Annotated in this window: 24 protein-coding genes and 2 riboswitches; of the genes, 19 read left to right on the forward strand and 5 right to left on the reverse strand. The window is 45.3% G+C overall.

From position 1 onward, the window contains the following. The first annotated feature begins 54 nt into the window (after window positions 1-54). The 12 genes from ctaD (at window position 55) to ACN6MV_RS02635 (ending at window position 11,047) form a co-directional block, all read left to right on the forward strand. Window positions 55-1,902, forward strand: a complete 1,848-nt coding sequence (ctaD, locus tag ACN6MV_RS02580) for a cytochrome c oxidase subunit I (RefSeq protein WP_042131812.1) — start codon at window positions 55-57, stop codon at window positions 1,900-1,902. Further along, window positions 1,899-2,525, forward strand: a complete 627-nt coding sequence (locus ACN6MV_RS02585) for a cytochrome (ubi)quinol oxidase subunit III (RefSeq protein ID WP_042123806.1) — start codon at window positions 1,899-1,901, stop codon at window positions 2,523-2,525. Before ctaD ends, ACN6MV_RS02585 begins: the two co-directional genes overlap by 4 nt. 5 nt (window positions 2,526-2,530) lie before the next feature. After that, window positions 2,531-2,857: a cytochrome C oxidase subunit IV family protein gene (locus ACN6MV_RS02590; protein WP_042123808.1), complete on the forward strand. Its 327-nt coding sequence runs from the start codon at window positions 2,531-2,533 to the stop codon at window positions 2,855-2,857. A gap of 79 nt (window positions 2,858-2,936) precedes the next feature. Then, window positions 2,937-3,857: a cytochrome c oxidase assembly factor CtaG gene (gene ctaG / locus ACN6MV_RS02595; RefSeq protein WP_419885626.1), complete on the forward strand. Its 921-nt coding sequence runs from the start codon at window positions 2,937-2,939 to the stop codon at window positions 3,855-3,857. Between the two features lie 26 nt (window positions 3,858-3,883). Next, window positions 3,884-4,348, forward strand: a complete 465-nt coding sequence (locus ACN6MV_RS02600; RefSeq protein ID WP_042123812.1) for a DUF420 domain-containing protein — start codon at window positions 3,884-3,886, stop codon at window positions 4,346-4,348. Between the two features lie 1,170 nt (window positions 4,349-5,518). Next, window positions 5,519-6,247: a hypothetical protein gene (locus tag ACN6MV_RS02605; RefSeq protein ID WP_419885627.1), complete on the forward strand. Its 729-nt coding sequence runs from the start codon at window positions 5,519-5,521 to the stop codon at window positions 6,245-6,247. A 60-nt stretch (window positions 6,248-6,307) separates the two neighbouring features. After that, the gene (locus ACN6MV_RS02610; RefSeq protein ID WP_375104679.1) at window positions 6,308-6,703 is read left to right on the forward strand and encodes a GntR family transcriptional regulator; all 396 of its coding nucleotides are present in this window, start codon (window positions 6,308-6,310) and stop codon (window positions 6,701-6,703) included. 19 nt (window positions 6,704-6,722) lie between these two features. Then, window positions 6,723-7,652, forward strand: a complete 930-nt coding sequence (locus tag ACN6MV_RS02615) for an ATP-binding cassette domain-containing protein (protein WP_419885628.1) — start codon at window positions 6,723-6,725, stop codon at window positions 7,650-7,652. 4 nt (window positions 7,653-7,656) lie between these two features. Further along, window positions 7,657-8,559, forward strand: coding sequence for an ABC transporter ATP-binding protein (locus ACN6MV_RS02620; RefSeq protein WP_042123817.1), 903 nt, complete (start codon window positions 7,657-7,659; stop codon window positions 8,557-8,559). After that, window positions 8,552-9,841, forward strand: a complete 1,290-nt coding sequence (locus tag ACN6MV_RS02625; RefSeq protein WP_375104680.1) for an ABC transporter permease — start codon at window positions 8,552-8,554, stop codon at window positions 9,839-9,841. Before ACN6MV_RS02620 ends, ACN6MV_RS02625 begins: the two co-directional genes overlap by 8 nt. Before the next feature lie 34 nt (window positions 9,842-9,875). Then, window positions 9,876-10,067 carry a hypothetical protein gene (locus ACN6MV_RS02630; RefSeq protein WP_042123819.1) on the forward strand — a complete coding sequence of 64 codons (192 nt, stop codon included), beginning with the start codon at window positions 9,876-9,878 and terminating at the stop codon, window positions 10,065-10,067. A gap of 233 nt (window positions 10,068-10,300) precedes the next feature. After that, window positions 10,301-11,047 (forward strand): CPBP family intramembrane glutamic endopeptidase, encoded by a 747-nt coding sequence (locus ACN6MV_RS02635; protein WP_419885629.1) that lies wholly within the window; start codon window positions 10,301-10,303, stop codon window positions 11,045-11,047. A gap of 81 nt (window positions 11,048-11,128) precedes the next feature. On the opposite strand, the gene ACN6MV_RS02640 is transcribed toward ACN6MV_RS02635, so the two are convergent. From ACN6MV_RS02640 to ACN6MV_RS02650, 3 genes are read right to left on the reverse strand one after another with little or no spacing between them, the layout of a single operon-like run. Continuing rightward, window positions 11,129-11,581: a hypothetical protein gene (locus ACN6MV_RS02640; RefSeq protein WP_042123823.1), complete on the reverse strand. Its 453-nt coding sequence runs from the start codon at window positions 11,579-11,581 to the stop codon at window positions 11,129-11,131. A 39-nt stretch (window positions 11,582-11,620) separates the two neighbouring features. Then, window positions 11,621-12,142, reverse strand: coding sequence for a hypothetical protein (locus tag ACN6MV_RS02645; protein WP_419885630.1), 522 nt, complete (start codon window positions 12,140-12,142; stop codon window positions 11,621-11,623). Window positions 12,143-12,158: 16 nt separating this feature from the next. Next, window positions 12,159-12,650 carry a hypothetical protein gene (locus tag ACN6MV_RS02650; protein WP_042123824.1) on the reverse strand — a complete coding sequence of 164 codons (492 nt, stop codon included), beginning with the start codon at window positions 12,648-12,650 and terminating at the stop codon, window positions 12,159-12,161. Window positions 12,651-12,782: 132 nt separating this feature from the next. Further along, window positions 12,783-12,948, reverse strand: a riboswitch (cyclic di-AMP (ydaO/yuaA leader). A gap of 420 nt (window positions 12,949-13,368) precedes the next feature. Then, a riboswitch (cyclic di-AMP (ydaO/yuaA leader) is annotated at window positions 13,369-13,559 on the forward strand. A 190-nt stretch (window positions 13,560-13,749) separates the two neighbouring features. Here ACN6MV_RS02650 and ACN6MV_RS02655 point away from each other — a divergent pair. The 6 genes from ACN6MV_RS02655 (at window position 13,750) to ACN6MV_RS02680 (ending at window position 21,300) form a co-directional block, all read left to right on the forward strand. Next, the gene (locus ACN6MV_RS02655; protein WP_042123826.1) at window positions 13,750-14,166 is read left to right on the forward strand and encodes a hypothetical protein; all 417 of its coding nucleotides are present in this window, start codon (window positions 13,750-13,752) and stop codon (window positions 14,164-14,166) included. A gap of 126 nt (window positions 14,167-14,292) precedes the next feature. After that, complete coding sequence (gene kdpF / locus ACN6MV_RS02660) at window positions 14,293-14,370, forward strand: K(+)-transporting ATPase subunit F (RefSeq protein ID WP_076116927.1); 78 nt, start codon at window positions 14,293-14,295, stop codon at window positions 14,368-14,370. Between the two features lie 12 nt (window positions 14,371-14,382). After that, window positions 14,383-16,059 (forward strand): potassium-transporting ATPase subunit KdpA, encoded by a 1,677-nt coding sequence (gene kdpA / locus ACN6MV_RS02665; protein ID WP_042123828.1) that lies wholly within the window; start codon window positions 14,383-14,385, stop codon window positions 16,057-16,059. A 16-nt stretch (window positions 16,060-16,075) separates the two neighbouring features. Beyond that, on the forward strand, window positions 16,076-18,109 hold the full coding sequence (gene kdpB / locus ACN6MV_RS02670) for a potassium-transporting ATPase subunit KdpB (protein ID WP_042123830.1): 2,034 nt from the start codon (window positions 16,076-16,078) through the stop codon (window positions 18,107-18,109). A gap of 54 nt (window positions 18,110-18,163) precedes the next feature. Further along, entirely contained in the window at window positions 18,164-18,772 is a 609-nt protein-coding gene (gene kdpC, locus ACN6MV_RS02675) for a potassium-transporting ATPase subunit KdpC (RefSeq protein WP_156114902.1), read from the forward strand. 203 nt (window positions 18,773-18,975) lie between these two features. Further along, window positions 18,976-21,300: a histidine kinase gene (locus ACN6MV_RS02680; protein WP_339289014.1), complete on the forward strand. Its 2,325-nt coding sequence runs from the start codon at window positions 18,976-18,978 to the stop codon at window positions 21,298-21,300. A gap of 106 nt (window positions 21,301-21,406) precedes the next feature. On the opposite strand, the gene ACN6MV_RS02685 is transcribed toward ACN6MV_RS02680, so the two are convergent. Both ACN6MV_RS02685 and ytxJ read right to left on the reverse strand, forming a co-directional pair. Further along, on the reverse strand, window positions 21,407-21,646 hold the full coding sequence (locus tag ACN6MV_RS02685; RefSeq protein ID WP_042123835.1) for a glutaredoxin family protein: 240 nt from the start codon (window positions 21,644-21,646) through the stop codon (window positions 21,407-21,409). Then, window positions 21,643-21,969 carry a bacillithiol system redox-active protein YtxJ gene (gene ytxJ, locus ACN6MV_RS02690; protein WP_042123836.1) on the reverse strand — a complete coding sequence of 109 codons (327 nt, stop codon included), beginning with the start codon at window positions 21,967-21,969 and terminating at the stop codon, window positions 21,643-21,645. Before ytxJ ends, ACN6MV_RS02685 begins: the two co-directional genes overlap by 4 nt. 228 nt (window positions 21,970-22,197) lie before the next feature. On the opposite strand from ytxJ, the gene ACN6MV_RS02695 reads away from it, so the two are divergent. After that, window positions 22,198-22,920 (forward strand): SDR family NAD(P)-dependent oxidoreductase, encoded by a 723-nt coding sequence (locus ACN6MV_RS02695; RefSeq protein WP_042123839.1) that lies wholly within the window; start codon window positions 22,198-22,200, stop codon window positions 22,918-22,920. The last annotated feature ends 30 nt before the right edge of the window (window positions 22,921-22,950 follow it).

The following is a 22,950-nucleotide window of genomic DNA, read 5'->3' on the forward strand; positions in this document are numbered from 1 at the left end:
AATTCATCCAAGCCTCTGGGGCATGGCCACAGTGTGAAGCGCCATACAGGACTTATGGATTGGCTAACAACCGTCGATCATAAAAAAATCGCAATTTTGTACCTATGGGCCGGAGGATTATTTTTTGGTATCGGCGGGATTGAAGCACTTCTGATTCGCTGGCAACTCATCAAACCAATGAATGACTTTTTGGACGCCCAAACGTTTAATGAACTCATTACTATGCATGGTACGACGATGATCTTCCTCGGCGTCATGCCAGTCATCTTCGCCTTAATGAATGCCGTCATACCGCTACAGATTGGTGCGCGTGACGTAGCCTTTCCTTTTCTAAATGCTCTTGGCTTCTGGACCTTCCTGTTCGGCGGAATTCTACTGAATCTCAGCTGGGTAATGGGTGGCGCTCCTGATGCCGGATGGACCTCCTACACCCCACTATCTACGAGTACATACAGCACTACACATGGTGTAGACTTTTATACGATCGGTCTTCAAATTGCCGGATTAGGTACCCTTATCGGGGGGATTAACTTTCTAGCCACGATCATTACGATGCGTGCGCCGGGAATGACCTACATGCGGATGCCGATGTTTGCTTGGACTACTTTTATTACTTCCGCAATTATTTTGTTTGCATTTCCAGCAGTTACAGTAGGTTTAGTACTGCTGACATTCGACCGGATTCTTGGAGCCAATTTCTTCGAGGTTGGAGCTGGGGGTAATCCGGTGCTATGGCAACATATCTTCTGGATATTTGGTCATCCGGAAGTATATATCCTCATTCTACCTGCCTTCGGAATTATATCGGAGGTCATCCCGACTTTTTCGCGTAAGCGACTGTTCGGGTATAGCTCGATGGTGTTCGCTACCATCCTGATTGCCTTCCTGGGCTTCATGGTTTGGGCTCACCATATGTTCACTACCGGACTTGGGCCTGTAGCCAACGCGTTGTTCTCTGTTTCGACGATGCTCATTGCAGTTCCGACCGGAATTAAGATTTTTAACTGGCTGTTCACGATGTGGGGCGGGCAAGTGCGTTTCACGACACCGAACCTGTTCGCGGCAGGATTCATTCCTACCTTTACAATGGGTGGTGTAACTGGTGTCATGCTGGCATCGGCGCCTGCTGACTTTCAGTTCCATGACACGTATTTTGTTGTAGCGCATTTCCACTATGTTATTGTCGGCGGCTTGGTGCTTGGCTTGTTTGCAGGTCTGCATTATTGGTGGCCGAAGATGTTCGGTAAGATGCTAAGTGAGAAGCTGGGCAAATGGACCTTCTGGACATTTATCATCGGATTCCATCTGACCTTCTTTGTACAGCATTTCCTTGGACTTATGGGGATGCAGCGCCGCGTATTCACTTATTTGCCGAATCAGCAATTTGATTTGCTGAATTTAGTCAGTACAATCGGTGCTGGGCTGATGGGAGTCGGTACGATTATTTTCTTAGTGAATTGCTTCATAACTTCAAGAAAGCCAGCAGATGCAGCGGATGATCCGTGGGAGGATGGACGTACGTTGGAATGGACGATTCCTTCGCCACCGCCGGAATATAACTTCAAGCAAACGCCGCTTATCCGTGGTATTGATGCATTTTGGAAAGAAAAAATGGCAGGAAATAAAGGTATGACTCCGGCAGAACCGGTAGGCTCGATCCACATGCCGTCTGCAACCATATTGCCGTTTACTATGTCTGTTGGGATATTCATCGCTGGACTTGGCTTTATGTTTAGCCGGGATGACTTCGGTAATGCCTTTATGAGCTTTTTATTTAATAATTATATCGTTACTGCGATTGGTCTTATTATTACATTTGGATCTATGCTGATACGTTCACTGTATGATGATCACGGATGGCATATTGAACCCGAAGAGCTGGAAGGAAGTGAGCGGACATGACAACGGCACATGCAGAAGCTTCTAAGGACACCCTTCCGCACGAGCCGGAAAAAGCTACGCTCGAAGGCCGAAACAAGGTACTTGCCTTTTGGTTGTTTCTCGGCGGAGAAGCGGTGCTGTTCGGCACGTTGTTCGCTACGTTTCTTGCACTGCGCAACCAAACGAATGAGGGACCTTCAGCGAATGAGCTGTTTCACCTGCCGCTTGTAGCTGCTGCAACATTCCTTCTCCTGGCAAGCAGTCTGACCAGTGTATTCGCTATCCAGGCGATGCATAGAAACCGTCCGGCAGTGCTTCGTAACTGGCTTTTGGTGACTGTAGCCTTAGGGCTAAGCTTCCTAATTCTAGAGATCTATGAGTTTACTCAATATGTAAGACACGAAGAATTCGGAATGACTACAAGTGCATTTAGTTCGGCATTCTATACACTAGTAGGCTTTCACGGTGCGCACGTAGCCTTCGGGATTGCATGGATCTCCATCCTGATTGGGCAACTTATGCGTAAAGGATTAACCGTAGTTACTGCACCGAAGATATATGTGTCAGCTATGTACTGGCATTTTATTGATGTGGTATGGGTCTTCATCTTTACGGTTGTATACCTACTTGGAAAGGTGGGCTAGACACTATGACGACAGATCAGCATGTGCCAGAGAACGGCGGGTATAAGCATCGTCATCGGCATGAAGGACCACAGAGGCATATTGTTGTCTTTATATTGTCCATTGTCTTGACCTTAATTGCTTTCGCCGCTGTTGCGGCTGGAGGGGTGAATGCCACCTTTGCAGTTATTCTTCTACTGGTAATGGCAGTCATTCAGGTCATTGTACAGATGGGTTTCTGGATGCACCTGAAGGATAAAGGACATCTAATGCCGATTATCTTTATGCTGGGTGGTTTCTTTATCGCTGGTACCTGTATTATCATGTCGCTGTATTGGGTTTGGTGGAATTAACGGACAATAAAGAAGAGGTGGGCTGAGATGCCCCCTCTTTTTGATGTTCTAATAGATCCTGCGTTAGGGGGTTAGGGTTATGCTGGGATTACAATACTTTAGCTTTGCTGAACTATGGAGCCCGCTTTTTCTGGCGGTTATGCTGCTGCTGACGGCGGGATATTTCGTTTGGATTGGTCCGATTGCCGGACGTTATACCGATGCAGCTCCGGTTCCATTCTGGCGGAGAGCGCTATTTGTGTGCGGAATGCTTGCGCTTTATCTGGCACAAGGGGGCCCCGTTAGTCTATTAGGGCATATAATGTTTTCCTTCCACATGGTTAGTATGGCCTTGTCATATCTGGTGGCGGTGCCGCTGATTATGCTGGGGATTCCAGATTTTATCTGGCGGAGGATACTGAAAGTAAACCCATTTCGTAGGCTGTCTTTTTTAGCTCGACCGGTGGTAGCTGCTCTAATGTTCAACGGACTATTTTCCTTGTACCATATTCCTGTTATCCATGATTATGTGATGCTGCATTTTACCGTTCACCGGATCTACTATATTGTTTTGTTCCTAACAGCCGCCTTAATGTGGTGGACGCTGATCAATCCGCTACCGGAGCGCCGAATGGCGAGTGGATTGGGCAAGATTGGGTTTATTTTTCTAAATATGGTATTGCTGACCCCGGCATGCGGACTGATTATTTTTGCAGATCAACCGCTCTATGCAACTTACAGTGATCCAGAGACTTGGGCACTTGCTATGGGCTATTGCATATCGGGTGATCCTTCTGCCTTACTACAGAATTTTGGAGGTCCTGCGTTCTTTGAGTTATTGTCACCAAAGGTGGATCAGCAGGTGGGAGGCATTGCGATGAAGTTCATTCAGGAATTTATTTTTGCCTCTATGCTTGCTTATGTGTTCTATCATTGGTATAAAAAAGAGAACGGACAAGACGACGATGAGTTTTCGACGCCCTCCTCTGCACTTGAGGAGAGTACCTTGACCCGTGCATAACTGGTAGACTGCCAAGGAGGAGAATCATGGATATTTTTACGGTGTTTCCAACTATTAGCACATCGTTCATCGTACTCAGTGCGGTGCTCGTAGCTATTGGCTGGTGGCTCATCATTAAGGGCAAACGCGAGGCGCACAAGAAGACGATGATTGCTGCCGCAATCGCCGCGCTCCTGTTTTTTATTGTTTACGTATCTAGAACGTTGTTCGTGGGAAACACCTCATGGGGCGGACCCGATGAACTGCAGACGATTTATCAAGTGTTTCTGATCTTCCATATCGTGCTGGCAACAGTAGCAGCGGTATTCGGACTTACTACGTTAACTCTTGGATTTAAGGCGAAGTACTCCAAGCACCGTAAGTGGGGCAGAGTGACATCTATCATTTGGTTCATTACTGCGATTACTGGCGTTATGGTGTATGTGCTGCTTTATGTTCTGTATCCAGGCGGACACACTAAGCCGGTGTGGGAAGTTATTTTAGGCGCGTAGGTTAGTTGCGTGAAAAGGTAAATTGGTAGTGTGAATAGAGCATGTGAATATGCGTGTGAATATGTCATGCGAATTGTATCTGATTTGTGTGAATAGGAATGAATAAGCCTGTGTATCTGCGTTTCCCTTAATAGGGATAGTGGATGACGGGCTTATTTTTGTTACTGGAATTGGGATACCTTTGTCTGGTCGTAAAATTGTATTGTGAAACCACTCGTGATTGGATTAGTGCTTGGAGCGGCACTGTGGGGAGAATCGAAAAGTGGAGGATGGCACCAGTTAAAAGAGTCGGTGGAGTGGAGTATGGAACTTGGTAGGAAATGCGAGCGAATGGAGTCTGGAAGAGATGGAACTGGTAGAAAGGCAAGCAAATCGAGTCTGGAGAGTTGAGAAGGAAAAGCGAGAAGAAAAGTACTTAGAAAGTAATCTATTTGCTTACTTTTAGGGAAAACCTCCCTGAAAAAGATGAGCTTTGTGTTCGAATAACGATAATTAGGGAATTCCTCCCTGTTTTTTAACTATTTTAGCACTAAGACGCAGAAATGGCTGATTTTTAGGGAGGATTTCCCTAAAAACGTTGATTTCAGGCTAAATCAAAGAAATTTGAGGGAGATTTTCCTTAATTGTTGATTCTACTTCATATGATGTCATACCTCAGTAGTACCCACCGAGCCTTCGCTTCCATCCAGCAGTAGCACCCAATTGAGCATTCACATCCACCGAGCATCAGCATCCATCCAGCAGTAGCACTCAATTGAGCATTCACATCCACCGAGCATTTGCATTCCATCCAGCCATAGTACCCACCGAGCCTTCGCAACACATTGAGCGATATACGCTCAGCCTCCCGCACCCTACACATACCGCACATTAGCGAAGCCACAATGAGAATCGCCATTGTGGCTTCGCACTCATACTACCTCGGAACACACACCATTTAATCCTCTGATTAGTTAATCCCAATAATGATTCAGTAACTCACATGCAAAGCGACCTCCAAAGACTTGGAAAATTACACCTCCTAATGCCCTTGAATATTTTCCATTTACAGGATTGACAATGGTAAATTAAGGACATATACTGTGTATATAGATATATACAGTAAGCACAGGGATATGAACACCTGCTTCTGCAAGACGCTGAAGACATTGTAAAGCGAGGTTAGCATTAATGAGAACAATAAAGGATTCGTGGTTTATTGTGTGCTCTGATTTTCGAGGAGACAAATTAAAAGTATTAGGAACGTTCGTAACTACAATTATTTTTATGGGCTATCTGGCAGGGATGACTAGTTTGGTAACAAATGACGTACTAGCTGATCAAGATCGGACAATGATAGCGGATTTTTTACTTCTCTCATTAATGCCGTTACTCGGAGTCACATTCTCCCGACGTTCTATGAAATATTGGAGTGAAGACTCCTACACGAGAATGCTGGCTTACTTACGATCTTTACCGATTCCTCTGAATGTGGTATTAACTCGTAGAAAGTTTCAGGCAATAGGCTCCTTTACTGTTAATGGTGTATTGTTCTTTGGAATTGTCTATATGCTCGGTGAGAATTACCGCAAGGAGATGGCATTACCCGCGTTTATTGCTTTTGCTATAACTTGGATCGGTGTCGGACTCATTGTTTCAGGACTGTATATTTTCATTGAATATCTATTTAGCGGTAAAGCTTATCTAGGGCTAACCGTGCTAATCGTAGTGATATCTTGGGGAATATCGTTCCTGGTTTTGCTAGGGGGAGGCAACCTATTCTTGTATAGCATCTCCGTTTCCAAGGAGTGGGGGCTGCTATCTCCGATCATGTGGGGGACGCTTCTGCTAGGTACAATATCTGTGCAATTATTCTCTAAATGGACTATCCATCGACTGAAGAGTCGTGATCTCGTATGAACAATGTGAAATGGCAAGGACGGCGCTCTAGCAAGCTAGAGTGGAAGGCGAGGTGTAAACATGTGGATACCTGTACAAATCAACGAAAATAGTGCTGAACCCCTCTACCATCAGATAGAGACTCAGCTTAGATCATTAATCATTAGTGGGGTCATTACAGAAGGAACGCTGCTACCCTCCATTCGTGAATTCGCTGGAGATCTGAAATGTAGTGTGATTACGGTACGACGCGTGTATCAGGATCTAGAGAACGAAGGGTTGCTACGAACAAGACAAGGAACAGGTACCTTTGTATCCCATGTAGGTGCCTCTGCAATGGAGGAATATAAGCGGGAAGCGATCAGCAAAGCCCTCGAGAGCGCAGTCGACATCGGCAAATCGGTACATTGCAGCAAGGAAGAGCTTGAGGAGATTTTTCAGGAAATTGTAGAACTTAAATATAGGGTACAGGAATGAAAGGCGGGCGCTAACTCACATGGTACAGATGGCGATAGAATTGCGGAATGTACGCAAACAGCGGCGTAGCAAGACAATTGGACCGCTAAACCTGAATCTGCCTCAAGGTTATATTACAGCTTTGGTAGGTCAGAATGGATCTGGCAAAAGCACGCTACTGAATCTACTGCTCCAGCTGACGAACCCAGAGGAAGGCGATATTTATTGGTTTGAAAATAAGTACGATAGCGAGCTGCCACTAGAGCTTCGACAGTCTATTGCATACGTTCCTGAGAATTCGATTTCGGAAGAAAATCACTGGAATGCGGAACAAGCGGCCCGATTTCGAAAGCATTGGTATCCGAACTGGGATGAGTCGTATTTTCAGGATCTGATGGATCGATTTGAAGTCCCGTATCATATGAAACTTTCGAAGATGTCTAAGGGTGAGCGTCGAAAATTTGAAATTGCTGCAGCTCTTGCGTCACGTCCACGTCTGTTGTTACTGGATGAACCCTCTTCTGGACTTGATCCTTTTGCCTGGAAGATTATGATGGAGACGCTTCGTAAGTATATGGAAGAGACTAATGCAACGATGATTATCTCTACACACATTGTGGAAGAGGTACGGCGGCTGGCAGATTATATCGTGCTTATGCATAGGGGTGAACTGCTGGGTATGGCCGAAAAAGATAGTTTATTCGGTGCTTGGACCGAGGTGTGGGTAAATGTTGCAGATGAAGAGGAGCTTGCTGAGTTGTCAGCGGAACTACCGGGTGGCGTAAACTTTACCATGGATACACCGGGTGTAGCTTCTTTTATCATAGAACAATTTTCTAAGAACGAGAAACGCATTCAGGACTTGGGCGTAAAGGTTATCAAGAGTCGCAGTTTGGAATTGGACGAAATATTAGGCTTATGGACACAGGGACACCGTCCTATCCTGATTGATCACAAGAGAGGGGACTAGAGAAATGGAAGCCTTAAAGCTGGAAAGTGTAATGAAGCAATATGGAGAAAAAACCGCTGTAAACGGAATTAACCTAACGGTAGGCAAGGGGGAAATTTACGGATTACTGGGGGCAAACGGTGCAGGAAAAACAACCACAATGCGCATGGTGCTTGGCCTAATTTACCCTGATGGCGGGAATATTTTGTATAATGGAAAGCCGTATAACAGCGAACTTCAGCAAATCATGGGCTATCTACCCGAAGAAAGAGGATTATATCCAAAGGTAAAGGTAAGCGATCAAATCGTCTACTTGGCACGTCTTCGCGGGATGTCGGCTAGTGATGCGGATAAGAGCCTTCGCTACTGGCTCGATCGGTTTGAGGTTCCGGATTATTACAATAAGAAGATTGAAGAGCTCTCCAAAGGGAATCAGCAGAAAATGGGCTTTATCGCCGCAGTTGTTCATAAGCCGCAAATTCTTATCCTTGATGAAGCCTTCAGTGGTTTGGACCCTGTTAACGTGGAACTACTGAAAGATACGGTAAAAGAATTGCGTGATCAAGGAACGAGTATCTTATTCTCAACGCACCGGATGGAGCATGTTGAAGAGCTTTGCCGTAATATTACGATTTTGGATCGTTCCAATACTGTCGTACAGGGCGATATTCGTACGATTAAGAGTGGGTATCCTCGTGAACAAGTATTGTTGCGTACGGATAACGAAGTGACCGGTCTAGAATCAATTGCAGGTGTAACAGCAGTACAGCGACAGGAGCGAGGTTATCTGTTGTCAATCAGTGAGATCGGCGCAGCACAACGTATCCTACAGCAGGCGATGGCGCAGGGTGAAGTGGAGCATTTTGAAATTAAGGAACCAACGTTAAATCAAATCTTTATCAGAGCGGTGGGTGAATCTCATGAATAAGATGGGGACAATTATTGGCTTTACCTTTAAAAATAAAGTAAGAACGAAATCATTCATGATTACTACGTTAATTCTAGTGTTGCTGCTCAGTATTGGGATGAATCTTCCGTACATCATCGATCAGTTTAAGGGTGATTCTACAACAAACGCAGAGACTCAAATTGCTGTGATCGCGGAAGAAGGAAATCAGGCGGCAGAGTTGTTGAAGGCCTATACTTCACCTGAGGGAATGCCGCAGGCAAAAGTTGTGCAGTATACTTCTGCCGATGATGCGGAGCTAAAGAAAGCTTTAGATGAAGGGACTGTAGAAGGGTATGTTACTTTTGCAGAACCGACTGGTGAAGGACTTCCACCCGTTACTTATTATAGTGAGAATGGTGAATTGAAGGGCGATGTACAAATCTATCTCCAAAATGCCCTTCAGCAGGCCAACACCCAGTTCGTCGTTGGCGACAAGCTGACGCAGGAGCAGATTGCTGCTATGTCAACACCGGTACAGATCGCTACTCAGCAGCTCAACCCTGATGGGACTGCGGGAGATAAGGATGCGTCGCGGGAATCCGCTCCAGCTATTAATTACGTCATTGTATACGCCATGCTTATGCTGTTCTTCATGTCTATCATGATGACCGGTAATATGATCGCGGCTGAGATTACTTCAGAGAAGAGCTCACGGATCATGGAGATTCTGATTACAAGTGCCTCACCTTTAGCGCAAATGTTCGGTAAAGTTATCGGTGTCTTCTTAGTAGGATTATTACAGATTGGCGTCATTATCGCAGCGGTAGTTGTCAATCTTAAGCTTCCGCATAATGCAACGATTTTGAAAGATTTAGATCTGGATTTAGGCCAGCTTAATATTAACTTGTTGCTTTATGGGATTGTTCTTTATGTACTAGGTTATTTCCTCTATGCCTTGATGTATGCGGCTGTAGGTTCGATTGTCAGCCGTACAGAGGATCTTGGCCAAGCGGTTATGCCGATTATGATGTTAGGCTTCGTAGCATTCTATGTTCCGCTGTTTAGTATCTCCAATGCGGATACTCTGCTGGTTAAGGTAGCGAGTTATGTGCCTTTCACCTCTCCATTGACCATGTTGCTCCGAATTGGTGTTGGTGAAGTAGCGATCTGGCAAGTTATTGTATCATTAGCCATCTTGCTTGTTACCACGTTCATCTTTGGATGGTTGGCTGCCAAGATCTATCGCACAGGCGTATTGATGTACGGCAAACGTCCAAGTATTAAAGAGATCAGAAAAGCGATGAAGGCTTACAAGATCTAAGTGGCTTCATATAAACTTTTAAGGAGTGGTAATCATGACTAAAAGTGAACAATACAATATGATGCTTTTAATGAGTTCGGTATCTCTGGCTACGGTTAGTAGAATGCTCTCGACCAATGGGTCCGCTTTGATGGATTTCACTCAGGGTGTATTGACTGGTATTGCCATGGTGGGGATGATTGCGGGATTGTGGATGTACGGTAAGGCACGTAAGAGTAAAGCGTAATAGTAGGAAATAAGGAAGCCACGGCAGAGGCCGTGGCTTTTTTATATGCTCGAAAAGAGTGAAAAGCAAAATGATCGCGTTAGCAAAATTCAGTTCGGTATTTGTGTAATTTTAGTGAAAAAAAGTACAAAAAAGGAATTGGTGATATAAGCTAAGATTAGTCTCTTAAAAAACTTCTTATTTAAATGAGCAATAACGTGATTATTAGAGAAAGCATATAGGGGAGAGGTTCAATGAGCAGGATGAGGTATTTCACTAAGGTGGAATTCTACAATTATAGGGCGGATAGCGGCGGTGAAAAAGCTGGTTATTATGCTTTGATCTTTTTTTTTTATAATGCCTTAATCATTTATTTATTTGGTCTATTGATGTATAAAACCGATTTTTTAGAACGAGCAAGGCTTTATTATTCAAATGAACATTTATTTAAATTAGCCATCTATAGTCCTATTTTCATTCTTGAATTAGCGCCATTGCTATTCTTATTGAGGTCAAAGAAGGAGAACCTGCAGAGCATTGGATTAACTACTTCTAATACTGCAATATCTATTCTTCTAGGTATTGTTGGGGCCATTCCTTTTACCTATCAAATTATTCTAGACTTCATTCTACATAAGAAAGAAATTCAATTGGAAGGAGCAAATCTGTGGGTAGAGTTCTTAATACTCTTCATTTTCACTGCACTGCCTGAAGAATTAATGTTCAGAGGTTATATCCAGACTCGAATTACAGGCTTGATTAAGAATAAATATCTTGCCATTGTAGTGGTTGGATTATTATTTGCGTTGATGCATATTCCTTTTCAAATGAGTATGGTTAATATGACCTTTATGGATTATTTAATTACTAATTGGGTGTATATGATTCAATTGATGGTTATGCATATATATTTTGTCTATCTTTATACTCGAAATAATAATATCCTTGTCCCAATCATTAGTCATACCCTCATAGATTATATTCAATTATATATAAAGTAACTCCCACGGGAGGGTTGAAATACTGAATGTCAGCCCTCCAACTACGTTAGTTAGCTTTTCGGCCAAAGTGAGCTCCGAGGGCTATACAACGGACAAATTACCGCTGGGCAGCAAATCCTCTTGAGCAGTCATTTGCTCCCGCACATGTCTAAGCTGATCTTTCAGTACAGGAACACTCTTTTGCAGGATAATGCTAATTTGAGGTAAAGATAGCTTTAGGCCATACCACATCACTTTTACGAGCTGTTCCTCCCAAGGCAGTGCCTTGGCAGACAGAAGAGACCGGCGTGCGTAATAATCGGCGCATTGACGGATACAAGAGCGGTAAGCTTCGATAGAGAATAGCTGGCTGTCGAAGCTTTTTTGACGGAATATTTTATGAAGCTCTTTAAAAGTTCGGATAGTAACTCTCTCGGCTTCTGCTGATTGTTGTAACAACATAGAACTGAGCGCATAGATATCATTCGTATTCTTTTGAACACACTCTGCAAATATAGTTCTACGGGGCGATCCGGCAGGTAAGGGGTCAGGCATGATAAACACGATCCTTTCAGAATGGGTTATGGGATGAACCTATAATATAGAAAAGTAAGAAATGGATTTGTTGATAAGCTCGGCGGTATCAGGTTCTGGATAACTATGCTTTTGAAGCGCAATACTGGATACGGACTTAGATGGTTTATAGTATAGCCGCCCCCCTCTGGAATCTCTTCCACCGGCAACAGCTCTGTACAGACGACCTTGCTCAATATGATCTGCCAATGATTTACCCTGCAGCTTGGCTTTTAAATCCTGTAAAGCATCTTGCACTAGCTCAAACTGAGTCTGATCCCACTCTGAACCATGAGTACGTACTTTATCTATCGCTTCCTCAAGCCGGCAGTGGTATATCATTCTGAGAAAAGAACTCCATTTAATAAGGTCGAAGGTTTTAGTATTGGCTGAGATAAGACATGCCCCCCAGCTGCTACCCCCTTTACAGGTAAGTTTCAGGATGCCATACCGGCTGCCTGGATCAGCCTCCATTCCATAGTGAATAGGCTCAGGTGAATCAAAGACGAATACTTCAATGCGAGATAGTCTTCGCTGGTCCATGACAAGTTTCTCCTCCCTAGGGTTCCAAAAGCTTAAGCTCAACATGGTGAGTAAGGTTAGCCTTCTCTATACAGGCGAGCATTTCAGCTTCGTTCTCACAGACTGCGGCATGCTCCAGCCATAGTCGGAATTTCTGTTTACGTATAATGGATAAATGTAAGGGGAAGGTGCTGCGGGATCTCATTACGTACCAACCAATAGCAACGTCCTTCCAAGGTTTCTTAAAGGGGGCGAGCCACGGAAAACATTGGTGTGCGGACCAATCCTGCAGCTGCTGCTTTTCTCTGATACTTTTATATATTTCGTATATAATTCTTCGGTCCATACAGTACTCACAAGTAGAAGGGCTGCTGAAATGGCGCAAGGATTCAATTTGGTTCTGACCAAATGCATAGCCGACAATAGTTCTGTGATGATCCTCTTCGAACCATAACGCTCCAAAGCAAACATAATTTAGACTTATCGGCTCAAGCAGCCCTTGCTGAATTCCCCAATAATAGTGTTTCATTCCATTCACCCCGTCCAGCATGCTATTACCCGGGTAGGTTCAGGTAACGCAAAAACCGCAGCAAGAGGAGGACCTCTGCTGCGGTTTTGGAATACAGGCATACACACCTGTGCCAAAGCGTGGCGGATCAAGGGTCTCTCTCTTTACGCTTACGAGGTTAGCTGTCGGATTCGGACGGTGAGAGTCGCCCTACCTATGTGAGACTTGAACAGTCTCCTTCGGATTCACCCCAAGTAGGCCATGTGGCCCGATGGTTCCCCCGTTCCCTGCAAATACAGGAACTCAGCGTTGATTGTATTTCGTGAAATAGATTCAATCCGAATCATACTCTTTTCAAGGTGTTTCTGTAAAAGCAGAAAGTGTTCTTTTGAGCGCAATTTGAACCGTATCCTACCAACTGCGACGAAAAATCCTGCCAAATAGGTATTTATTGCGTGTTATCGAGCTTCTTCCTCGTTTAATCTCGACTTCTCGTTTCCTTTCCTATATAGGCGATTTTTGGTGATTTCTCCAGCTGTGGTGAATAAAATCACAGAGTCCGTCCGCTTTTCGCTAATTGATTCAAATTCGAGTAAACAAGAGATATAGAGAGATTGAATATCAAGTAAGCGCTATCCAATGCGAAAATAGTTTTTAATTTGCATTATTTTGGCATCAATCACGTTTTACAATACTTCCTGCATAAGGGTATGATTACTCCTGTTTCAACAACAATCGAATATTTGATCCGCTTAATTTCCGGTAAGGAAAGCGGGGGAACCAACAATCGGCAGACGATGTGAGAGTCGGAAGCCGGTTATGGGGTGAATCCTGTAGAGGATGCGAGTGAGCTCGCATCCTCTACAGGTAGGGCGACTCTCACCGCCCGAATCCGACAGCTAACCTCGTAAGCGTATGGAGAGAGGATGAGTGCAATGTGACCGCTAGCGAGCCACAGAGGAGAATCCTTTGTGGCTTTTTGCTGTGCTTTTTTAAGCAAAGCATTTATGGAAAACCTCAGGAAGAGGTCGTTATATTCATCATTAGCGGTAGCTTTTCTTTCAAGACCAGGGTGATCAAGCTCTGATCTTACAAGCAAAGCATTTGAGGAGAATAAGAGATGACAGATCAGAATGAATATGTACTGGTATGTGCGCCAACGAAGGCAGGAGAACATTTTATTAAGCTTCTAAAATTTAGAGGCATTAAGATGGCGGGATTGACCAACAACTTGCCTGAGAAGTCCCTACTTGAAGAGATGGGGATTGAGAAAGTCGTTCTAGTAGATACCCGCCATCAGAATACTTGGTTTCGCCCGCCGTTCCCGGTAGGCCGGGTATATCTGTTCGAGAGCAGCTTTACGTTATGCTGCCGCTACATTCAGATGTGCCGCACCTGGACGACGCAGCCGATTTTTGTGATCACAAGCTCAATAAATCCTAGATTGGTCTATAAAAGACTTGGTGCAAGTTATGTAATCTATTCCCACAGTGGAGATGCTGATTTTCTGATCGATAAATCACCTCATCAAGGATAAAAGAAGGAGTGCGGGAGATATGATGGATCTGTATATGGTGGCTTCGTTAGCTGTAATTTACGGGTTGTTTTATGGATTTATGCGCTGGTGCGCAGGTGTAGTTGAGGATACAGGGAGGGATAAGCTGTGATTCTAGTCATCGCTGTTACCCTACTGCTGTTTTTATATCTTGTTTACGCATTGATTCATCCGGAGAAATTTTAAGGAGGGGCATTCATGGGCATTTTGCAAATCGTAGCTGTAATCGTCATTCTCATCTTGCTGGTTAAGCCGATGGGCACGTATTTATATCATGTATTTTCTAATGAACCCAATCGTACGGATCGATGGTTTGGAGGCGTGGAAAAAGGGATTTATAAGCTGATCGGACTGAAAAAACGGGAAGGTATGTCCTGGAAAAAGTATGCGCTCAGCTTTGTTTTAACGAATATCGTACTGGTTACTTTCAGCTATATCTTTCTTCGATTGCAGCGGGGTTTACCGCTAAATCCGAATGGAATTGCGGATATGGAACAGACGCTTTCGTTCAATACGGTGATCAGCTTTATGACTAATACAAACCTGCAGCATTACAGCGGGGAGACGGGACTTTCGTATTTTTCACAAATGGCTGTCATCACTATGATGATGTTCACGTCTGCAGCGAGCGGATTTTCAGTTGCGGTTGCTTTTGTCAGAGGGATCACAGGACGCAAATCAGTCGGGAACTTCTTCGAGGATTTCGTCAAAGCACATATTCGTGTGTTCATTCCGCTGGCTCTGCTGGTTTCATTGGTACTGGTAGGATTACATGTGCCGCAAACCCTCAAGCCATCACTTGAAGTCACTACACTAGAGGGGCAAACGCAACAGATTGCTATCGGTCCAGTAGCTTCTCTGGAATCGATCAAGCATTTGGGCACGAACGGAGGCGGCTTCTTCGGGGCCAATTCATCGCATCCTTTTGAGAATCCTAATCCACTTACGAACGTGCTGGAGATTCTTTCTATGTGGATGCTGCCAGCTTCGCTCCCTTATATGTACGGACTGTTTGCTAAGAACAAACGTCAGGGCTGGGTTATTTTTACCGCAATGATGACCTTGTTCGTACTACTGCTGGGACTGAACTATTATGCTGAATCAAAGGGTAATCCGGCGATCAATGCACTAGGAATCGAATCTTCACAAGGCAGCATGGAGGGTAAAGAGGTACGCTTCGGCATTCCGCAGTCTTCCTTGTTTACTTCAGTAACAACCGCAGCTACGACAGGTAGTGTTAACAATATGCATGATACGCTGACACCACTGGGAGGTATTACGCCTCTGGCACTGATGATGCTGAACAATGTCTTTGGGGGTAAAGGTGTCGGACTGATCAATATGCTGATGTATGCGATTCTGGGTGTCTTCCTGTGCGGTCTGATGGTCGGCAGGACACCAGAGTTTCTCGGACGGAAGATAGAGGCCAAGGAGATGAAGCTGATTGCCATTGCGATCCTTGTTCATCCGTTCATTATCCTAGTACCAACCGCAGCTGCGTTCCTGACCGATTTGGGGCAAGGGGCGATTACGAACACTGGATTCCATGGGCTCAGCCAAGTGTTATATGAATATGTCTCTTCTGCCGCGAACAATGGCTCAGGATTTGAGGGGCTTGCGGACAACACAACCTTTTGGAATGTTACAACCGGGATTGTCATGCTGCTAGGCCGTTATGTCTCGATTATCGCAATGCTGGCAGTAGCAGGTTCTTTACTTCAGAAGAAGCCAGTTCCTGAGACCATTGGTACATTCCGCACAGACAATGGTCTGTTCACGGGGATTCTGATTGGTACCGTAGTGATTATCGGTGCGCTGACGTTCCTACCGGTCATTGTACTCGGCCCCATTGCAGAATATCTAACCTTACGGTAGGAAGAGGGAGAATAAGATGAGTACTGTAAAAAGAAAAAAACTGCTAACGGGACCCATACTCCTTAGCGCTGTAAAGGATAGTTTTATAAAGCTTAACCCAGTAACGCTAATCAAAAATCCAGTCATGTTCGTGGTTGAGGTCGGTACGATCATTGTCCTCCTCATGGTGCTGGCTCCTGGATATTTTAATGCAGAGCAATCGATAGGCTTCAATATCACAGTGTTGTTCATTCTGCTATTTACAGTGCTGTTTGCGAACTTTGCTGAGGCACTGGCAGAAGGCCGCGGAAAAGCCCAAGCCGATTCACTCAAGAAAACAAAACAAGATATCACAGCAAACAAAATCGTTGGAGGGTCGGTGAAGACAGTATCCTCCTCCGAGCTGCGTAAAGGAGATATCGTCATCGTCAGCCAGGGAGAACTTATCCCTGGTGACGGTGAAGTGATAGAAGGGCTGGCTTCCGTAGATGAATCAGCGATTACAGGTGAATCTGCACCTGTAATCAAGGAAGCCGGTGGGGACTTTGGTTCCGTTACAGGCGGTACACGGGTCGTCAGTGATGAGATTAAAGTAAGAATTACAAGTGATCCTGGTGAGTCGTTTCTAGATCGAATGATCTCCCTTGTGGAAGGGGCGAAACGTCAGAAGACACCTAATGAAATTGCGCTAAATACACTCTTGATCAGTCTGACGCTGATTTTCCTGATTGTAGTAGTGACCTTGCGGCCGATTGCAACGTATCTAGGTGTTGATCTTGATATTCCCGTTATGATCGCCTTGTTGGTCTGTCTGATCCCGACAACAATCGGGGGACTGCTCTCCGCAATCGGAATAGCGGGTATGGACCGGGTGACCCAGTTTAATGTACTCGCGATGTCGGGGAAGGCAGTTGAGGCTGCCGGTGATATTAATACGATGATCTTAGATAAGACCGGTACGATTACCTTTGGAAACCGGATGGCGAGTGAATTTGTACCTGTCGGGAATGAATCGGAAGCGGAGCTCACAGCATGGGCGGCCATTAGTTCCTTGAAGGATGAGACACCTGAAGGACGATCTGTTATTGAGCTGGCCAAGAAGCTGGAACGCAGCTATGACAGTAAGCTTGCTGAAGGTGGGGCATTCGTAGAGTTTAAGGCAGAAACACGGATGAGTGGTATTGATCTGCAAGATGGACGCTGTGTACGTAAAGGTGCGGTGGACTCCGTGAAGAAGTGGGTACAGTCTAAAGGCGGAATCATTCCCGCCAACCTCGACAGTAATTCTGATGCCATCGCTCGGATGGGGGGAACTCCGTTAGCGGTTGCGGTAGATAATCGGATCTATGGACTTATTTACTTGAAGGATACGGTTAAACCGGGCATGAAAGAGCGGTTTGATGAGCTGCGGAAAATGGGGATCAAGACCATTATGTGTACGGGTGACAATCCGCTGACCGCAGCTACAATTGCTCGCGAAGCGGGTGTGGATGATTTTATCGCGGAAAGTACACCTGAGGATAAAATAGCAGTCATTCGCCGAGAACAGAACGAGGGCAAGCTGGTTGCCATGACAGGGGATGGTACAAATGATGCCCCTGCCCTTGCCCAAGCTGATGTGGGCTTAGCCATGAACAGCGGTACGACAGCCGCTAAGGAAGCGGCCAATATGGTCGACTTGGACTCCGACCCTTCGAAGATTATTGAGGTTGTTGCGATTGGTAAACAGCTGCTGATGACGCGGGGCGCATTGACAACCTTTAGTATCGCGAATGATATCGCGAAGTATTTCGCCATTATTCCGGCGATGTTCATGCTCGCCATACCGGAAATGGAAGCCCTGAATGTAATGGGACTAGGCTCACCAAGCTCAGCTATTATATCCGCTTTAATATTTAATGCGATTATTATTCCGCTGCTCATCCCTCTGGCTATGAAGGGTGTCTCGTATAAAGCTATGAGCTCTACGAAGCTGCTCGGACGCAATATTTTTATTTATGGGCTGGGCGGAGTGGTTGTTCCTTTTGCGGGCATCAAGCTCATTGATATGATCGTAAGTGTATGGATTTAAGACCAATTGACTAATCATTGAAAGGGTGAGAGCATCGTGAATAACGGAAACTCCATGGAGGATACTGATGAGCAGTTGTCATCATCGAAAAGTTCTTATTTCTTTATTATTGTACGATTAAGTCTAGTATTTATTGTTCTTTGTGGAGTGATCTATCCTCTGACGACTACAGCGCTTGCCCAGGTTCTGATGCCGTCGCAAGCGAACGGCAGCTTACTTAAGGACGATGCTGGAGTAGTTGTAGGCTCGGAACTTATCGGACAGAACTTTACGAACCCGGCTTTATTTCATGGACGTGTGTCGAGTATTGAGTATAAAGCAGAGGCTTCAGGCTCCAATAACTACGCTCCATCCAATCCGGATATGCTGCAGCGGACCAAGGATTTCATTGCGCAGTGGCAGCTCGATAACCCGGATGTGCCCGTGAACAAATTGCCAGTCGATTTGATCACCAACTCAGGTTCAGGTCTGGATCCGCATATCACACCTGGCTCGGCTATCGTGCAGATTCCTCGGATTAGCAATTTAACGGGTATTCCTGCTTCGCAGCTGGAAGAGCTAGTGAATAAGCATACTGAGGGCCGTGACTTGGGACTGTTCGGTGAAGAACGGGTTAATGTATTGAAGCTAAACATGGATCTATTGAAACTATCGAACAAATAAATATAACAAAAATCCCTGCCAGATTCCTTAGAATCGGGCAGGGATATCTTCCTTTCTAGAATATAAGAAAGTATAAGTTGCACATTATACATCATCCTTATATTTCTACGGGAAACGGCTGTCATCTTTGAAGGACGACAACGTCGTTTCTTCTTGGAACAGAAGAGTACATGCATGATCGGGGTTATTAAGGAGTGGTCTTGATGGGAACATACCGGAGGAAGACGCCGGAGGAGCTGCTGCTCTCGATCTATGAGCTGCATCGGGGACGTCTGAAAATCTATATCGGTCCGGTCAGCGGGTCGGGCAAAACGTATCAGATGCTGCGTGAGGGTCAAGCGCTTAAAGCGCAAGGAATTGACGCCGTGATCTGTGCGGTTTCGACGAACCAAAGTCCTGAAACAAGGGATCAGCTGGGCGATTTGGAACGGATACCAAGTATTCATTGGTTTCAGAAGGATATCGAAAAGAAGGATCTTGATGTAGAAGCTATTGTGGCACGTAATCCTGAAGTAGTGCTTACTGATGGCTTGGCTCACCAGAATCGCGAAGGTGCAGAGAGGTCAGGAAGGCTGGACGATATCAAATATTTATTGAGTAATGGGATCAGTGTCATCACAACTGTAAACGTATATGAACTAGAGGGTGCCGCGGATCTGGCGCGGAAATGGACCGGAATTGAGGTTGAGCATTCCCTTCCAGCTGAAGTGCTTACGCTTGCCGATGATATTGTTCTAATTGATGTGACACCGGAAAAGATACTTCAGCGCTTGTCCGACGGACATTTAGGTAAGCACCAGCAGATATCGCTTTTTAACAAGGGGAATTTAAGCAAGCTGCGGGAGCTGGCACTTCGGATGGTTGCTGAGGATGTTAATGATTCGCTGGAGAAACATCGGGAAGAGCAAGGGCTGCAGGGAGCGTCAGGGATTGCCGAGAAAGTCTTAGTCTCTGCACAGTATTATTGGAACGGCTCGATCCATATCCGCCGTGGACAGCAAATCGCCAAACGGTTAAATGGGGAACTTTCAGTTGTGTCATTTTGGAAGCAGGGTCTCACCTTTTCTAAGGAAGCAGCCACCTTTAAGCGATCTCTCTGGAAGCTGACCGAGAAGATTGATGCCTCTATGGAGGAGATCACCTATCGCTCGAAGCGGGAGATCCCTCGTCTGTTGGTAAAATACGCAACCCGGCACAATATAACCCGAATCGTTATGGGACATTCCAAGCAGACCGCTTGGCAGGAATTATGGAAGGGCTCGATTGCCAATTCGTTACTGAAGCAAATCCGAGGTGTGGATGTGTTCTTCGTGGCGGACCGTGCTGACCGTGAGGGAGAACGTGTACTTCCAACCCGGCAGAGTCGTAATGAACGGAAAACGGATGTCTATCACAGGTTAAGCAGTCAGGAAGTACAGGATAAAATTGATGCGATTCGCGGAGGCACCTTTAAGGTATATATCGGGGCAGCGCCCGGTGTGGGCAAGACTTACAAGATGCTGCGTGAAGGGAATGATCTCTTGAAGAGAGGGATCGATGTCGTGATCGGACTTTTGGAAACACATGGCCGTAAAGAAACCCTTGAACAAATCGGTGAATTGGAGATCCTTCCGCGTCTACGTATGGAGTATCGCGGGACCGTCCTGGAGGAAATGGATACGGCAGCTATTATTAAGCGTAATCCTGAAGTCGTGCTAGTGGATGAACTTGCTCATACCAATATGCCGGGCAGTAAACATAAGAAGCGGTATATGGATGTTATGGAGCTGCTGGATGCGGGAATATCTGTGATCTCTACCGTGAATGTTCAGCATTTAGAAAGTCTGAATGATGCCGTAGAGCAAATTACAGGCGTTAGAGTAAGAGAGACTTTTCCGGACAGTATTCTACAGCGGGCTAATGAGGTAGAGCTTATCGATGTATCACCCAAGATGCTTCAAGAGCGGATGAAGGACGGGAAAATCTATGCCATGGCCAAGGTGGATCAGGCGCTCGGGGCTTTTTTCAAAATCGGGAATTTGATCGCTCTTCGAGAGCTGGCACTGCGGGAAATTGCTGATGATGTGGATGAGCGGCTGGAAGCTTGGGAGCGTGTCGGTTCACTACGGGGACCGTGGCGGCGTCAGGAAGTCATTTATGTATGTATCACTTTGGGGGATCATGCAGAGCGCTTAATTCGGCGTGGTTTTCGAATTGCATATCGTCTAAAAGCCTGCTGGTATGTTACGTATGTGCAGGAAATTAAACAGAATGGACTCGTTTACGATAAACGTATAAATGATTTAAAAGAATTGACGGAACGACTGGGTGGAACGTTTAAAATGATTGAGAGCGGGCTTCCCGCACGAGTGGCGTCCTTGCTGCTAGAGAGATCTCAGGCTTTGCAGAGCACTCAGATTATTATCGGCCAGTCTCAACGCTCATGGCTGCGTAAATGGCTACGCGGGGATGTTACTAAGCAGATTCTACGTTCTGCCAGAAACGTGGATGTACTGGTTGTGGCGGATCTCATTCGTGAGGAACCATAGATGATGACGAATGAAAAAGAGAGTACCCTCAAGTCGATCGGCTGTGAGGATACTCTTTTTTTGCAGCTATGAATTACATCAGGTACTGAATAGTTTAATGGGTGAATTATTGGGCAGCTTCGATGAGTGCTTTGAGTGCAGGAAGATTAAATCCCTTGATCGCTTGATCCCCTGCTACGGTGACAGGAACGCCCATGAATCCAAGCTTCTCAACTTCCTCTTGATAGACTGTGCTGGTCATAACATCTCTTACTTCAAAAGGGACACCCTGCTCCGTAAGATAATTTTTAACCAAAGTACAGTCACTGCATCCTGCGGTTGAATAGACAATCACTGGCTCACTCATTGGTTCACAGCCTCTTTGATAGCATCTCTTGTGATCTTCCAGTGGGAAGTGTTCCAGCGAACCTCATTGTCCTCAAGCAGGAAGAGTTGTGGAGATTCATGTTTGATGCCGAAATCCTCAGCAATTTGATTGGAAACGGGACGATCCTCGATGACTAAGACCACTGCAGCGGCAGTATCCGCATCCTTCAGATAAGCCTGAAACTCTTCATTAGCTTTAGCACTAATCGGGCAGGTCGTGCTGTGTTTGAACAGCAGCTTCTTGCCAGGCTTAGCTACATATTGCTCAAGATCCTCCAGCGTATGGAGTTGTTGAATAGACATAGATATCACCCTCCTGGGATCGTTATTTTGCTAACAATTGTGTTGTTAACAACCTGTAATCATGATTGTAACATATATCAAAATTAAAACAAAAAGGATTCTGAAGGGCTTGCATAAGAGGGTGCTATACCTGAAACCAATCCCGTTGAAAAAAAGAGTACAGCATGCTAAGGTGAAAAGAAGCAACATGCCTAACTATATCGCTACGAGATAGGAGTGTTCAGAAGAATGAAGAGAGTTGCATGTGTAACTGGAGCTGATCGCGGGCTCGGACTGTCGCTTGTACGTTCGTTGCTGGCCAAACAGTTCTCAGTATTTGCAGGACAGTTTTTGAAAGAATCAGAAGATTTGAAAGCGCTTAAAGAACAATATCCTGAACAGTTAGAGCTTATCTCCCTAGATATCAGCAATAAAGACAGTGTAAAGCAGGCCGCAAGAGTAATAGCCAGTAAAACTGGGTATGTCGATATTATTATTAATAATGCAGGTATTATTCGTGGTGCTGATAATGCTACTGTGCTGGTGGAGCTGGATGATGAAGCCATGGCAGAAATATATAATGTAAATACGCTTGGCGCGTTAAGAGTCAGCAATGCACTGATGGGACTGCTGCTGCAAAGTAAGGATAAATTAATCGTCAATATTTCTTCGGAAGCGGGCAGTATTGCCCGAAATAAGCGTATCAACATGTACGGCTATTGTATGTCGAAGGCAGCACTGAATATGCAGTCCTCCTTGATGCATAATCATCTAACAACGCTTGGCGGTCAAGTGATGGTATTCCATCCTGGCTGGCTGCAGACTTATATGCATGGTAAGAAGGATGAACAAGCGCAAACGACTCCGGAAGTGTCGGCGGAACAGATTATAGCTCTTGTTCTCGATTATAAAAAATATCTGGGCGAGGAACCGGCCTATCTGGATATGGATGGCAGTGCGTGGCCTTGGTAGAAAGGGTATCTCAAAATAGGATTGGAAGAA

Origin of the sequence: Paenibacillus sp. B-A-8, assembly GCF_048572915.1 — a bacterium.
In the GTDB taxonomy this organism is placed as follows: Bacteria; Bacillota; Bacilli; order Paenibacillales; family Paenibacillaceae; genus Paenibacillus_AQ.